Genomic DNA, 14336 nt, shown 5'->3' with positions numbered 1-14336 from the left:
GGCCAGGGGGCTCAGGGCCAGCGCCAGACGGGACTCACCGGCAGTTCGCGCGCCAGCACGGAGGCTCCGGGCTTGGAGCCTTTCACCTTGGGCGCACGGCCATCATCCGGGTCGCCCAGCACGATGCACACGGGGTACTTCCGCCCATCGGGCAGCACGGCCAGGGTGTAGCGGGCCATGACGGCCGGGCGCTTATCCGCCGACCAGTAGAGGCCGGGGCCCGTCCAGAGTCGGCCGTGGAGCAGCGTCCCCTCGGGCAGGTTGCCATCTCCCTCCGTGATGCGTCCGATGATGGGGCCATCCTGGTAGACGCCCGTCTCGCTAAAGTCGCCGGGCTGGTTGATGTCCACGATGGCCCGAAGAGGGCTGGCCGTCCTAACCTTCAACTCCTGGAACATGGCCTCGGTCGCCTCCTTGGGACAGTCCTCGGGCTCCGGGGGCTTCACCTGGGCGGCGGGGCAGCCGATGCCGGCGACGGCGCACAGCCAGACGGCGAGGACACTCGAGGGGGTGGAGCGGGGAGGGGTGGACACGGGCGGGCTTCCTTTCTCGAAACGGCCAGACCCAGGCAGTTGCGCCTCGGGTGGGGGCAGGAGTGTGGAGCGCGTCAGCCACAAGGCAAGGCCGAGCACGGCCAGACTCGCGAGCAGGACCAAGGGCCACCTCGCGCGGCGCGAGCGCCCAGGGGCGGCGGGGGGCGACTGCTGCGCCTCTGCCTGGTGCGCTTCTTCCTTGGATGGCTGAGCCTCCTCCGGGGCCTCACGCGCCGTTTCCGGCGACTGGGCTGGCGGAGCCACCATCTCCTGGGGTGATGACTCCACCGCCGGGCTGCCCCCAGCGGGGAAGAGCGGCACCTTCCAGGAGGGGGACTGTCTCTCCCTCTCGGCGGCCGTCCCCAACGCCTGCAGCAGCGCCTCGGTGCTGGGGTAACGCCCTTCGGGCTGCTTCTCCAGCAGCTTCATGGCGATGTCGCTGAGGGAGCGCGGCGCCAGGAGGTTGAGGAGGTGGGGTGCTGTTGGGGGCACGGTGGCGATAGCGGCCAGCAGCTCCTTGTCCGGAAGCTCGGGGTTGAAGGGGTGCAGGTCCGTGAGGGCCTGGTAGAGCAGCACCCCCAGGGCGTACAGGTCCGCGGCCACACCCCCCTGGAAGGGCTCGCCCCGCTTCCACGCCTCGGTGCGCGTGTAGGCCAGGAGCTCGGGCGGCAACAGGTGCAGGACGCCCTCGGGCAGGCCCAGCGTCTTCGTGAGGGCCCCGGGCAGGCGCACGGTGCCGAAGTCGATGAGGAAGGGCCGGCCATCCTCGCGGCGGATGAGGAGGTTGTCCGCCTTCAAGTCCCGGTGGTACACGCCGCGCTGGTGCAACACGCCCACGGTGCGCACCACGTCGCTGAAGGTGTCCACCAGCCCGGCGGCGTCAGGGGGCTTGCGCCAGCGCCACTGGTGCCAGTTGTCCCCGTCGATGAAGTCGGTGACGAGGAAGGGGTAGCCCTTGGTGGGGTTGGGCCAGAAGTCCACCGCGTACACGCGCAGCAGGTTGGGGTGGGAGGAGTAGGTGAAGAGGGCCGCTGCCTCGCGCGCCAGTTGCCGGTAGACGCTCTTCTCCTCCACGTACTCCTCCTCTGGGAGTTCTTCCCGGGAGTTGGAGAGGGGGCGCAGCGCCATCTTCAGGGAGTAGAGGCGGCCGTCCCGCTCTACCTTGAAGACGAGGGAGGAGCCTCCACGGCCCAGCACCTGGACGATGTGCCAGGGCCCCACCCTGTGGCCTGGTTGGAGGTGGTCCGGGTGCAGGACTTCCGTCTTCATGGGCCAGTGCTCCTATAGCTTCACTTCGAGGATGGGGAGGTGCCGGCTGCCGCTCTTGTCCAGCAGTTCCAGGCGGAGGGTTTCGTCCGCCTTCCAGAAGGGAGTCTCCGTCTCCACCGCCACGAGGCCCTCCTCACCGGGCCCAAGCTGCGCCCTGTTCATGTCCACGGAGCGCACCTTCACGGGGAGGCCGTCCGCCCGGGTGAGTCGCGCCTCTCCTGGCTCCCAGGGCTTCTGTCCTGGAAGGTTGCGCACGCGGAAGACGGCGAGCGCCCAGGGGCCAGCGCGGTACCCTTCTCCGCTCGTCACCTTCAGCCCATCTCGAGGGCTCGCGGGCACCATGAGGCGCCGGGCCTGCACTCCGTCCAGGTTGAGCCGCCCGGAAAAGACGAGCCCGGCGGGCCCACTCACGGCCCGGAGCGCCGCGAGCTGCGCGTCCTTCTCCGCCAGTGCCGCCTCCAACGCATCGAGGGTGCGCGGGCGACGCATCACCTCCACCTCCTTGTCCACCAGCGTGGGGTGGGAGACGAGCGCGAAGGTGGCGTACGCCGGCGAGGCTCCGTCCTTGTAGCGCACTCGCACGATGAGCCGCTCCTCGGGGTCTGGCTCCACGGCCAGCTCGAGAACGATGGTGCGCTCACCCACATCCACGAACCGGAAGCGCGTCGCCCGTCCCTCTATTTCCACCGAGGCCCTATCGAGAGCCGAGCCGAAGCGGAAGAGGGTGAGGGTGTTGGCCGCCACCCGCACCTCCGGTATCGGCTCGTCCGGGTTGTTGGGGACGACGACTTGCCGTTGCTGCTGCTCGCGGGCCGGGGGTTGGGCCTGGGCTGTCGCGGGCATGCCGAGGGGCAGGGCGAGGAGAATCAGGAGCGGAAGGGATGGTGGTAGTGTCAGGGGGGTAGACCTCTCCGGTCACCCTAGCAGATGCCGCACCCACGAGGTGCGGAACAACTCCTTTGACACCTGCTGTGGCCTGCCGTGCCTCAATCCTTCTTCCGTGAAGGGGTTTTCCGTCCAAGAGCAGGTCCGCCCACCAGAGAGGAAGGCGCACAGCAGAACTCTTCCTGGAAGGCCTGCGTGAAATGACTATGGGAGGAAAATCCCATGGCAAGGGCAAGCTCGGTCAAGCGTCCGGCAGCGCCCTGGAGCTCGAGGAGAGCCGCGCGAAGCCTCACTCGGGTGAGGTGCCGGTGCAGGGTCTCACCCGTCACGGCCCGGAAGACACGGCTCGCGTGAAAGGGAGACGTGCGGCACGCGGAGGCCATGTCCTCCAAAGACAGGCGTTCCTTGTAGCGAGTGGCCACCACGTGTTGCAGTTCCTCGCTCAAGCGGCGCCACGCGCGGGAAACGTTCCGAGCCCGTTCCGGCTGGGCCCGCGCATCCGACAACACACAATGTACCAGCGACAACGCGGTCTCTTCCCGGGCCAGGGGATCCACGGAGTGCAGGAGCTGGACATGAAAGCGCGCGGCTTGCGGAGAAATGGAACAACTTCGGGTGGGCAGACGAGGAATCAGCTCCTCGGCCAGTGCGCCCCGGAGCAGGAGCAGCGTGCCCCGCTGAGGGCGTTCCGTGGGCGCGGCCATCCAATACTCATCCGATGGCGCATGGAGCGCGGCCGTCGTCGGATCCACCACGTTGCGTTGATGCCCCAGGTCACGCACGTGCGTTCCCGTCTGGAGGAGATCCACCTCGTAATAGAGGGCTCGCTCCCGCCAGCAGGGAGGACGCGGCGAGCCGCCGGCGCAATGCCATTCACCCACGAAGAGCTCACGCCCATGGAGCAGCGTGCGCATTGGAAAGGCGAGTTCCCAGTTCATTCGAGCAAGATTCTGACAGCGGCCGTTCCGGCCAGGTTCCATATTGGCGGCCATGCGAACCGTTCTTGTCAACGCACTTCTGCTCGTGGCCGCATGCGCCCATGCCCCAGAGACAACCCCTCCTTCCGTCCATGTCGAGACGGTGCCCGCCCATCCGGAAGACGTCAGCACCATCGAGGGGGTGATGCGCGCCTTCTATGAGGTCGTGAATGTGGCCCCGGACGCACCGCGGCAGTGGGCCAGGGACAGGACGCTCTACGCTCCGTGGATCCACTTCGTCGCCATTGGGAGCAAGCTGACGGTGTTCGATCATCCGTCCTTCGTGGCACAAGCGGAGCCGCTGATGCGCGAGGGTTTCCGTGAGCCGGAGCTCCGCCGCATCGTGCACCGCTATGGCAACATTGCCCATGTGGCTTCCAGCTATGAGCTGCTCAGGCGCTCGGATGGCAGCCGGTACGCTCGAGGCGTCAATTACATCCAGCTCTATTTCGACGGTCAGCGCTGGTGGATCGCAAGCGTGGTCTGGCAGGACGAGGACGCGGAGCACCCCATCCCACCGGAGCTCCTGCCACCCTCGCCGTAAGCCCGAGGGTCGCTTCATCTCCTGGAGCGGACGATGTGCGACGAGGGGGACTTCCCGTGAGGCCCATTGTTCTCCTGGCGGAACACTGTTTCCGCGCGCGAAGCCTTGGTCATCCGGGTGCCGGCCGTTAAAGAGGCACCCATGAGTACCCCTTCCGCGCCTCCTCGCCGTGCCCTGTTGCTGTTCGTGCTGGGCACGCTGACGGCGTTCGGTGCGCTGTCGATCGACATGTACCTCCCCAGTCTGCCCACCATCCAGGCAGACCTCGGGACGTCCGCCTCCAGGGTCCAGCTCACCCTGGCCGCCTTCATGGCGGGCTTGGGCCTCGGTCAGTTCGTCTATGGGCCGCTGTCGGACCGGTTCGGACGCCGGCGCCCGCTCCTCGCGGGCATCGTGCTCTATGTGCTCGCGTCCGCTGCCTGTGCGTTCGCTCCGAGCATCCACTGGCTCATCGCGCTCCGCTTCCTCCAGGCGCTCGGCGGCGCCTCCGGAGCGGTCATCGCCCGGGCCATCGTCCGCGACCTCTACAGTGGCCGGGAGATCGCCCGCGTGCTCTCCCTGCTCATGCTCATCATGGGCGCTGCCCCCATTCTCGCGCCCACGCTGGGTCAATGGGTCCTCTCCCTCTCCGGGTGGCGCGCCATCTTCGGCGTGCTCACCGCCCTCGGCTCCATCGCCCTGGTGCTCTCGCTGGTCGCGATTCCCCGGCAGGTGCCCCGCTCCGACCCCTCGGGCAACCCCGTCACGCTCGGGATGAACCTCCGCGCCCTGTTCAGTGACCGGCGGTTCCTCGCCGCCACCCTCGCCGGTGGCTTCGCGCAGTCCGCCATGTTCGCCTACATCTCCGGTTCGCCCTTCGTGTTCATGGAGCTCCATCACGTCTCGCCGGAGCACTTCGCCTGGTTCTTCGGGACGAATGCTTTCGGGCTCATTGGCGCGGGCCAGGTCAACCGGCGGCTCCTCGTCCGCCGTACCCCCGAGCGCATCGCCCTCTCGGCGCTGTCCGTCATGGTCCTCATGGGGGCCGTGCTCGTGGGGCTGGCGCTCAGTGGGCTCGGCGCCGTCATCACCCTGGCGCCCTCCCTGTTCCTGTTCATCGGCAGCATCGGTTTCGTGACGCCGAACGCGGCCGCCCTGGCCCTCGAGGACCATGGTGACCGGGCGGGGGTGGCGTCCGCGGTGCTCGGCTCCCTCCAGTTCGCCATCTCGGCTGGGGCCTCGGCGTGTGTCGGGTTCTTCAACGACGGCAGCATGCTCCCCATGGCGGCCGTGATGGGGACGTGCGCCGTGGCGGCCTGGGGGACGCTGTGGCTCATGCCCGCGCGGAAGCTGGAGGAGGCCCGGGCTTCCTCCCCGGCCGTGTCCCCAGCCTGAGTCATCCTCCGCGGAACAGCTTGCGGAAGTGCTCGGTCATGAAGTCGATGAAGACGTGCACCCGGCGCGGCAGGTGCTTGCGCTGGCGGTAGGCGAGGGTGATGACGAGCGTGTCGGCCGCGTACGCGTCGAGCACGGTGAGGAGCCGTCCCTCGCGCAGGTCCTCCTCGAGGAGCGAGCGGGGCAGCCGCGCCAGTCCCAGGCCCTCGAGCGTCGCCTCGCGCAGCACGGCGATGTTGTCCACCAGGAGCGTGCCCGAGACCGGGACGATGACCGGGCCCTCTTCCGTCCGGAAGTGCCAATCCCTGCTGCGCATCATGCGCAGGCAGTTGTGGTGGGCCAGGTCATGGGGAGACTGTGGCGGCGGATGCCGGGCGAAGTACGCGGGCGCTCCGCAGATGAGTGGTTTCTCGGTTCCGAGCCGGCGCTCGATGAGAGAGAGGGAGCGCTCGGCGGGCCGCGGGTGCAGCCGCAGCGCCACGTCGAAGCCCTCCGCGAGCATGTCCACCTGGCGATCCGACACCGACAGCTCCACCTGCACCCGGGGGTAGCGCTCGGAGAACTTCTCGAGCAGCGAGGCGAGTGGGTGCAGGGCGAGGCCCACCGGGGCGCTGACGCGCACGGTGCCCTCGGGGATGGAGCCCACGTTGCCCAGCAGGTCGGCGGCCTCGTCCGCCACCGAGAGCAGGTGCGCGCAGCGCTCGTAGAGCCGGGCTCCCTCATGCGTCACCGAGAGGCGGCGCGTGGTGCGCTGCAGGAGCCGGACTCCGAGCCGGCGCTCGAGCGCGGTGATGCGGGTGCTCACCGCGGACTTGGAGATGCCGAGCCGGGCCGCCGCGCCCGAGAACGAGTTGGCCTCCACGACGCGTGCGAACACGGTCATGGCGGTGAGGTCATCGAGGGATGCGGCCACGATTGTTCTCCTGGCGGAACGGTGTCCGCGGCTGGCGCCCGGTGGGCCAGCCTAGGAATGACACCCTCCGCCCAGGAAGGGGCTCGTGGCCCTGGTGCTCAGTCCTGGTCCGGCTTCTTGTCGGGGTACGCCTCCCAGTAGAAGCCGGGAAGGGGATTGGTGCCGCGGTCGCTGCGCACGCCGTCGCCGTCGGAGATCTCCCCGACTCCGCCGTAGGCGGCCTCTTCCTCGGCCTCGTCCTCGCATCGCTTGTGGAAGGCGTCCTCGGGTTCGTGCCTGGGAATCCGGTGGGCGGTCTGCTGCTCACGCGTGGGCTGGCTCTCGTCCTCGTCGTGACGCACGTCCGTGGGGCGTCCGAACATGTCCTCGGCGGACTGGGGGGGGGGACGTCGGTCCTGGTTCGCCATGATGGAATACCTCCGAGTAACAACGGTCATGGCGTGCCCGCCTGGCGGCAACGTGGTCCCGGAGTCAGGCAGGAGGGCAGACGGGCAACGGAGCGGTGGCTCCAGGCCTCAGGGCGTGGGCGTGGCGGCGGCGGCGGTGGCCAGCGGCCTGGGCCAGAAGCGCGCCTTGAGGGCCTTGTCCGCCGAGCCCAGGCGCTTGTGTTGCTTCAGGTCGTAGACGCGGGCCGCCTGCTCGCTGGCGATGAGCAGCACGTCGTCGCGCAGGAAGAGCTGGAAGCAGGCCTCGGCGGGCAGCGCGAGGCGCTCGGGCTCGGCGAGCTTCGGGCCCTCGTACCAGCGCAGGGGCATGCAGGAGGCGGGGGCCGCGGCGTCCGTCTTCCAGGAGAAGAGCGGGCCGCTCGCCGTGGGGGCGAAGACCCACTGGCCGCCATCTCCAGAGCGCTTGTGAGGAAGGGCGTTGCCGAGCGCGGCGAGGTCCGCGCTGCCACCCTCGACCTGGCGCGTCACGGGGAGGGCCTCGGGGCCGTTGAGCGTGGTGGTGGGGCCGAGCGATCGCGTGGCGTCGAGCGCATGGTTGCCGGCGCCCTCGCCCGCGTAGGCCGTCTCCTTGGACTCGAGCAGCCGCCAGCCCTCTCCATCGTGAAGGAAGGCGCGGGCCACGGCCGGCTGCGAGGGGTCGTCGGTGGGCATGCCCTCGGGGGACACGAGCGCCACGGGGTGGCCCTCGGGGTCGAAGCCCAGGTCCGTGGTGTACCCGGGCCGGGGCAGTGCGAGCTCGATGCCCTGGCCCGAGGCGAAGTCCACCACCCAGGCTCGCTCGGTGGCCTCGGCGTGGGGCGCGAGCAGCACGGCGCCCTTGCCCCCGTCATGGCTCCACGAGAGCTCCGCCTGCGCGCACGCGCCATCGAAGGTGAAGAGCTCCGCGCGGGCTCCTTCGAAGCCCAGACGCACCCAGCGGCAGCGCTCGGGCGGCACGGGCTCGAGGATGGAGAGGCTCGGCCCGGTGAAGTGGGCCGGGGCCGGAGCGGGCGCCGCCGCGGAGTCGGTCGCCACCGTGGGGGCGGCGGCGGGAGGGGGTGGGGACTCGGGGGGCTTCGACGACCTGCACGCGCTCACGAGGAGCGCGGCGCACAGGAGGCTTGGCGTACCAGGTCGGCGCATGGGTGCTCCGGGTGGTGGGAACCCGGAACCTTGGCAGACCGGAGCCGCGTGGGGAACCCCTTGACGTTCAGCGCGCGACGGCGGGGGTGGGTGCTGGCTCTGACGCGGGCTCCTCCGGAGGCACGACGCCGGCATTGGGCCGCAGGAAGGCGAGCAGCGCGAGCGAGGGGAAGGAGATGGCCACGGTGAAGCAGAAGTACATGGGCCAGCCCATGCGCTCGATGCAGATGCCCGCGAAGGGCGCCAGGAGCCGTCCGCCGAGGTTCGCCAGGGACGAGAGCAGCGCGAACTGGGTGGCGCTGAAGCGCTTGTTGCACAGGGCCATCATGAAGGCCCCGGACGCGGTGGTGGCCATGCCGCCACACAGGTTGTCCACGATGATGGCGGAGGCGAGCGCCCAGTAGCTCTTTCCGATCACCGCGAGCCCCAGGTAGAGCAGGTTGGTGATGGCCTGGAGCACGCCGAAGACGTAGAGGCTGCGGCGCATGCCCATGCGGATCATCAGCACGCCCCCGAGCAGTCCTCCGACGATGGAGGCGATGAGGTTGGGGACCTTGCTGATCCACCCAATCTCGGTGTTGGTGAAGCCCAGTTCGACGAAGAAGGGCCCGACGATGCCCGGGCCGACGAAGGCCTCGCCCAGCTTGTAGAGGAAGAGGAAGACGAGGACGGCGACGGCGCCGTTGCGGCGGAAGTAGTCGACGAAGGGGTTGACGACGGCGTCGACGAGGTTGCGCGGGGGGCGGCCGTGGGGCTCGGGGAGGAAGAAGGTGGCGCCCATGCCCACGACCATGAGCGAGGCCATGACCCAGTAGGTGCGCTGCCAGCCGATGGTGTCCGACAGGGTGAGGGCAACGGGGCTGGCCGCGAGGATGCCGAGCCGGTAGCCGGTGACGAAGACGGCGTAGGCCAGGCCGCGCTCGGTCTCCTCGGTGTAGAGGTCGGTGCGCAGGGCGTCGGCGACGACATCCTGGCTGGCGGAGAGGAAGGCCACGAGCGTGGCGACGCCCGCCATGAGGAGCGTGGATTCCTTGGGGTCGATGAAGCTCAGGGCGGCGATGGCGCCGAGCAGGAGCACCTGGGAGAAGAGCATCCAGCCGCGGCGCCGGCCGAGGAAGGGCAGGGCGTAGCGGTCGAGCAGGGGCGCCCAGACGAACTTGAAGGAGTAGGGGGCGGAGACCAGACCGAAGGCGGTGATGGTCTTGATGTTGAGCCCCTGGTTCTTCATCCAGATGCTGAGGGTGCCGCCCACCAGCAGCAGGGGGAGACCCGAGGAGAAGCCGAGCGCGAGCAACGGCCACGTTTTCGGATTGGAGAGGACCTGGCGGAGGGTGGGCTTGGCGGACATAGGGAGGGGCACAGAATACAGGTCCGCCAGGGGAATCCATCCAGTACATCGAGGGCGCGAGCGGCACAATGTCCGCCCGGCTGCTGTGCGAGCCCGCGGGTGTCCTCTGCCGGGCGCTCGGGCCCGTCAGTCCAGGAAGCGGCGCTCCCAGAGGGCGAGTGCCTCGGAGGGCGGGCCGCCGAATGGGGGTTTCCAGTGATAGAGGTGGGGCTCGAGGAGCCGGGCGAGCGTGCGGTGCAGGGGGAGCGTCTGGCCCGCCTCGACGTCTCCGACCTCCGGCCGGTCTCCGAGGGTGATGAGGACCCGGTCGCCGCTCATCTCCTGGAGGGAGATGCCCGGTAGAGACAAGTGCTCGCGCAGACCGGCCATCCCGCCGAGCTTGCCGAGCACCGGCTGCCCGAGGAAGTTCATCCAGTGCACCCCATCCACCCAGGTGTTCATGGAGAGGTTCGCCGCGCTCCATGAGAAGTGCACCCCTGGGTAGCGCGGCTGGATGAGCTTGAGGGCCTCGTCAACATCTCCACCGCATGAGAGGACGAAGTCCACATAGCCTGAGTTGAAGGGGAGCTCTGCCGCCACCTCCAGGGCGAGCGCTCGGACCTGGTTCGGGCCGCGCTCTTCCAGGTACTTGGTGGGCAGGCGCAGGTACAAGACGCTCACGTCGTCCTTCCGGAAGGGATACGGGAGGGGGACGACGGACAACCCCCGGTAGTCCACGTGGAGCTCACCGACCCCGCTGGGGTCATCCCACATTTGAATAATTGCGCCCGTGTTGGGCCCGGGCTCTAGCGTTCTCCGGCGGGTTCTCTCCCAGGAAGCGTCATCGAGCGGCTCGGCTTGCCCCTCACCCGTGTCGTTCCAGGCGAGCTGGTAGGGTCGTATCCGTTCCCGGAAGAGTTCCAGGGCTCGAATGACGGCAGGTGCGATCCGCTCATTGGAATGCTGCATGTAGAAGCTCATGAGCAGGGCATCGCTTGCGCCCAGCCAGCCGTCTTGGTCGTGGTGTCGTAACTGCGGGTAGCGCATGGTGGACCCCTCGTTCTATTTCATGTTCTTCGGTTCCACTCCCAGCCGTGGGGAAACGAGCTTGGGTGTTACCCGGAGTTGGAGGGCTTCTTTATAGAGGGCACCTTGGTTGCGTCCCTCCCAGGGCTCGTTTTTGTACCAGCGCCAGACAGCGGGGTTGGTCTCCGGGCATGGGAACTTGAGATCGTACAAGTGGACGATGAAGCCCTTCTCGTCCATGAGGATGATGTCCGGCTCGATGGTGCCCTTCAGGCCCTTCCAGCCCTGCTCCGTTACGATCTGGCGCACCTCGTTCTCATTCAGGTACTCCCACTTGCCGGTCTGTTCGTTGAGCCGGAAGCGGGGGCGGAGCAGGTAGCGATCCTTCGGTAGCAGTTTGTCCAGGGCCTTCTGCAGGCACGGCCAGGATTGCTCGTGCTTGAAGAGCCCCAGGTACGCGGCCCACGTCGTCTGTTCGCCGACCTTGACCTCCTGGCAGATCTCCCAGGTCGGGCTCTTGCCCTTGAAGTGGTAGTCGTTCACCTCGCGATCCGCCTTGCGTACACACTGCACGATGGCCTTCTCGACCTTCGCGAGGAGGTCCGCGGCCAGTTCCGTGCCCCGGCTCTCGGCGGAGTTGATCTGGGGCTGCAACGCCACGGCCACGGCCACACCGGCGGCGATCAGCTTCGTCGTCAGAGAGGGGGTCCGCCCTGCAGCCTCCGCCTCCTTCACGGCCTCCGCCATCTCGGTCGAGCCGGTGCAGCGCTCCCACTGGTCGGGGTTCTCCTTGAGGCAGCACTCGGGGGTCAGGTCTCGTGGACCACACTCCCCCACCACCTTGATGGAGTCGGACTCCAACAGGCAGCCTGCCTGGAGTACGGCCAGGAGAATCAGCAGCCCCGTGGGCGCGGGTTTCGCGATATGACTCATGAAGTCACCCTTGCGTAGGTTATTGAGTCATATGAGCACATCGAGCGGGGATGGAGTGGAGGGCGGCGGAGCGTCGCGACGGTGGCCGCGCCGACGCCTATTGGGGTGGGCCCTGGGTCTGGTTCCCGCTGCGGCGGGCGGAGGGTGGGCCGCCTTCGAGTGGCTCGGCCGACGGAGTGCGAAGGGGCGATCCGAGGGTGACCCCTGGGCCGATCCGCAACTCGAGGTGATCGCCTGGCTCTGTTTCGCGGGCGAGCAGCGCGCGGCCTTTGCGCTGGACCGGCTGCTCGACTCGCCCACTCCCAACGGTCCCGCACGATTGCTGCGCGCGTGTCTGTCCATGGAGACCGGCTCGTGGAAAGAGGTGCAGTGGCACCTCGCGTTCCCTGGCGTGGCAGGCACTCCGGAGGCGCGCTTGTTGCTGGCGCTCGCCGAGCGCCAGCCTCGTGCCAGCAATTGGCGCCACGCCTTCTTCGCTGTCTGGCGGGAGCTCGGAAAGCCAGACTTCCGTAAGAGCACCCTGCTGCCTCCGCCCCTGGAGTGGAACATCGTGCTCGCGGACACCGAGGCCGCGTGGAAGGACGCCAACGAGGCCCAGCGCTTTGCGCTCGTGGTGCTGTATCCCCGCATGGCGGAGTCGCGTCAGGAGTGGGTGCTCGAGCAGGTGCGCGCCAGCTCCTCCCTCCCTCTTCTCCTGGCGCTGCACGAGGCGCTCCTCAGCTTCGGGGCCCAGGTGCCGTTGCGCCAGCGCCTGCTGCCCGCTGTGGTGGATCGGCTCGGGCAGCTCGCCGGGCCTTCTCCTCGAACCCTCCAGCTCGCACTCATCTCCTTCCTGGCCGGCAGCGCACTCAAGGCTCCCCTCACCCGTCATGACCTGGAGGCGCTCGACAAACTCAGCGCGCTGCCCGAGTGGAAGCAGCCCTCGAGCGAGCAGTTCTTCCTGGAGATGCGCGCGCTCTTCGAGGGGTTGCTGGCCGCTCCTGGCCATCATGCCTGGTCGGTGGTCTCGAAGGCGCAGGGGGTGTTTCTCGGCATGTGGCTCATGCAGCGCGCCAAGGCCAGCCAGGAGCTTCTCTCCGAGGACGAGCGGCGGTGGATGGGCCGGCTGTTGTGGGACATGGGGACGCGGCTGCGCCAACAGCCCTCGGACCTCGAGCTGGACATGGGGCTGCGGCTCCAGATGCGCGGTTCGGAGCTGACGGAGCACGTCCCCTCCAAGGAGACGAGCATCGCCGCCTGGATGGAGCTGGGCCGGTGGGAGGATGCGGTGAAGATGGCGGCCTTCAAACGGTGGCCCTTGGCCTCACTGCAGGAGGAGTCTTGCGAGCCCCGGGCCCGGAACGAGCTCGTTTGGATGCAAGCCTTCGCGGGCAAGAATGAGTTGCCCTGAAGTCTGTCATCTGCCCACCCCTCAATCCGGGCGGAGGGCTCGTGGCATCCCGCTGGGGTCGTCCCCGGGCTCGGCGTATGGTGCGCCGCCCTTTCGGGCCCCTACCCCACTGAGGAGCACCATGAAGCTCTACGAGAACCCGTTCTCCAGCGCCGCAATGAAGGTCCGTGCCGTCATCCACGAGCTCGGTCTGCCCGTCACCTCCGTCACCGTCGACATGCCGAAGGGCGAGCACAAGTCCCCCGAGTTCCTCGCCAAGAACCCCAACGGCAAGGTCCCCACCCTCGAGGACAACGGCTTCTGTCTCTACGAGTCCAACGCCATCCTCTGTTACCTGGCCGCCCACAAGCCCGAGAGCGGGCTGATGCCCGCCGACCCCAAGGGCATGGCCCTGGTGCAGCAGTGGCTCCAGTGGCAGGCCACCACCTTCGGCCCCTCCACCACCGAGGTGATGATGGAGACCGTCTACGCCAAGATGATGGGCCGCACGAAGGATGAGGCGAAGTACGCCGCCGGCATGGAGAAGGTCCGCCGCGACCTCGCCGTCCTGGAGAAGTCGCTCGCCGGCAAGGAGTTCCTCTGCGGCAAGCTCTCCCTCGCCGACTTCTCGCTCGTCTCCTGCCTGCAGCTGCGCGCCCTCATGGGCGTGGACCTCGAGGCCTTCCCCCACGTGAAGGCCTGGGTCGCTCGCATGGAGGCTCGCGAGAGCGTCCGCAAGTCCCTGCCCCCGATGTAGTCACCCGGGGCTCCGGGGTGGGAGCACAGTGCCCCACCCCGGTGTTTCACCGCTTCACCTAGTAGCGGCGCCGATCGTCGCGCCGATCCTCGCGCATCTCGCGCCGGTCCTCGCGCATCTCCTGCTTCGTCTGGTGCACCTCCTGCCGGGCGACCTGGATGAGCTGCGTGATGAGGTTGCGCTGGCGCTGCAGGTCCCACTGGTTCCGGCTGCCCATCACCATGTTCAGCTCCCGCGTGATGGCCATCCGCGTCTGGAGCGTGGCCACCTCGACGCGCACATCCCGCTGGTCGTCCCGCCGGTCGCGGCGGTCGTCCATCCCCGGCCGGCCCCAGCCATCCCGGCGCACCTCCCGGTCACTGCGCCGCACCTCGGCCCGGTCCCTCTGCAGCTCGGAACGGCTCTCGGCGAACTCCCGCTGCATCAACTCGCGCAGCCGGTTCTCCACCGAGGTCATCTCGCGCTCGTTCTGCCGCGTCCACGCCCGGTCAAAGCGCGCCAGCACGTCCTCCAGGTCGGCCACGTCGCGCTTGTCGTCGCGGAGCTCGCGCTTGTCCTGGCGGATCTCCCGGCGATCCTGTGCGCGCTCGCCCCCGTTACCCCACTGGGCGTTGGCAACTCCCGCGGAGAGAAGGACGGTGGCGATGAAGGCGGAAGAGATGCGGCTCATGGTGTTCATCCTCGGTGGTTCAGGTTGGGTTCTGACTGGTGCCGCTCATGACGGGGGCTCGCGGGATTTATTCGCGGCTCCCACGGGCTCCGAAGGCCGGGGGGCTGCCGTGCAGACGGGCCCCGGTGTTCGTCAGTGGGTGCTTCGGCGCCTTCGGGCTGCGCATGGGCGCGAGGGTCGACTAGGGTGGG

At 68.5% G+C, this 14336-nt stretch carries 14 protein-coding genes; 4 read left to right on the top strand and 10 right to left on the bottom strand.

All coding sequences use genetic code 11. The annotated features are described in order from the left end of the window. Positions 1-11: 11 nt before the first annotated feature. The 3 genes from DAT35_RS32620 to DAT35_RS32610 all read right to left on the bottom strand — a co-directional run bounded on the left by DAT35_RS32620 (position 12) and on the right by DAT35_RS32610 (position 3625). A complete protein-coding gene (locus DAT35_RS32620) occupies positions 12-1802 on the bottom strand; it encodes a serine/threonine-protein kinase (RefSeq protein ID WP_108072412.1) in 1791 nt (596 codons plus the stop codon). A 12-nt stretch (positions 1803-1814) separates the two neighbouring features. Then, positions 1815-2657: a DUF2381 family protein gene (locus DAT35_RS32615; RefSeq protein ID WP_255415227.1), complete on the bottom strand. Its 843-nt coding sequence runs from the start codon at positions 2655-2657 to the stop codon at positions 1815-1817. A 131-nt stretch (positions 2658-2788) separates the two neighbouring features. Continuing rightward, positions 2789-3625, bottom strand: a complete 837-nt coding sequence (locus DAT35_RS32610) for an AraC family transcriptional regulator (protein ID WP_158501990.1) — start codon at positions 3623-3625, stop codon at positions 2789-2791. 52 nt (positions 3626-3677) lie between these two features. Between DAT35_RS32610 and DAT35_RS32605 the strand changes: the two genes are divergently transcribed. Together DAT35_RS32605 and DAT35_RS32600 are read left to right on the top strand one after the other, a co-directional pair. After that, positions 3678-4208 carry a hypothetical protein gene (locus DAT35_RS32605; protein ID WP_158501989.1) on the top strand — a complete coding sequence of 177 codons (531 nt, stop codon included), beginning with the start codon at positions 3678-3680 and terminating at the stop codon, positions 4206-4208. Between the two features lie 141 nt (positions 4209-4349). Further along, positions 4350-5582, top strand: coding sequence for a multidrug effflux MFS transporter (locus DAT35_RS32600; RefSeq protein WP_108072404.1), 1233 nt, complete (start codon positions 4350-4352; stop codon positions 5580-5582). Between the two features lies 1 nt (position 5583). Here the strand turns inward: DAT35_RS32600 and DAT35_RS32595 are convergent, their stop codons facing one another. From DAT35_RS32595 to DAT35_RS32570, 6 genes are all read right to left on the bottom strand, one after another. After that, positions 5584-6495 (bottom strand): LysR family transcriptional regulator, encoded by a 912-nt coding sequence (locus DAT35_RS32595; protein ID WP_108072402.1) that lies wholly within the window; start codon positions 6493-6495, stop codon positions 5584-5586. A gap of 98 nt (positions 6496-6593) precedes the next feature. Beyond that, complete coding sequence (locus DAT35_RS32590; protein WP_108072400.1) at positions 6594-6902, bottom strand: hypothetical protein; 309 nt, start codon at positions 6900-6902, stop codon at positions 6594-6596. A 108-nt stretch (positions 6903-7010) separates the two neighbouring features. Continuing rightward, entirely contained in the window at positions 7011-8063 is a 1053-nt protein-coding gene (locus tag DAT35_RS32585) for a hypothetical protein (protein WP_146209987.1), read from the bottom strand. A gap of 67 nt (positions 8064-8130) precedes the next feature. After that, complete coding sequence (locus tag DAT35_RS32580) at positions 8131-9411, bottom strand: AmpG family muropeptide MFS transporter (protein WP_108072396.1); 1281 nt, start codon at positions 9409-9411, stop codon at positions 8131-8133. Positions 9412-9537: 126 nt separating this feature from the next. Beyond that, positions 9538-10359 carry a type VI immunity family protein gene (locus tag DAT35_RS32575; protein ID WP_369946240.1) on the bottom strand — a complete coding sequence of 274 codons (822 nt, stop codon included), beginning with the start codon at positions 10357-10359 and terminating at the stop codon, positions 9538-9540. Positions 10360-10452: 93 nt separating this feature from the next. Beyond that, positions 10453-11349 (bottom strand): hypothetical protein, encoded by an 897-nt coding sequence (locus DAT35_RS32570; protein ID WP_108072391.1) that lies wholly within the window; start codon positions 11347-11349, stop codon positions 10453-10455. Between the two features lie 31 nt (positions 11350-11380). Between DAT35_RS32570 and DAT35_RS32565 the strand changes: the two genes are divergently transcribed. Together DAT35_RS32565 and DAT35_RS32560 are read left to right on the top strand one after the other, a co-directional pair. After that, positions 11381-12739 (top strand): hypothetical protein, encoded by a 1359-nt coding sequence (locus DAT35_RS32565; protein ID WP_146209986.1) that lies wholly within the window; start codon positions 11381-11383, stop codon positions 12737-12739. A 121-nt stretch (positions 12740-12860) separates the two neighbouring features. Further along, a complete protein-coding gene (locus tag DAT35_RS32560; RefSeq protein WP_158501987.1) occupies positions 12861-13475 on the top strand; it encodes a glutathione S-transferase family protein in 615 nt (204 codons plus the stop codon). A 58-nt stretch (positions 13476-13533) separates the two neighbouring features. Here DAT35_RS32560 and DAT35_RS32555 read toward each other — a convergent pair whose 3' ends face one another. After that, positions 13534-14145, bottom strand: coding sequence for a hypothetical protein (locus DAT35_RS32555; protein WP_146209985.1), 612 nt, complete (start codon positions 14143-14145; stop codon positions 13534-13536). Positions 14146-14336 lie beyond the last annotated feature (191 nt).

Origin of the sequence: Vitiosangium sp. GDMCC 1.1324, assembly GCF_003044305.1 — a bacterium.
Taxonomy (GTDB): domain Bacteria; phylum Myxococcota; class Myxococcia; order Myxococcales; family Myxococcaceae; genus Archangium.
The sequence above is the reverse complement of the archived record's forward strand: the minus strand, read 5'-3'. Positions and strand labels throughout refer to the sequence as shown.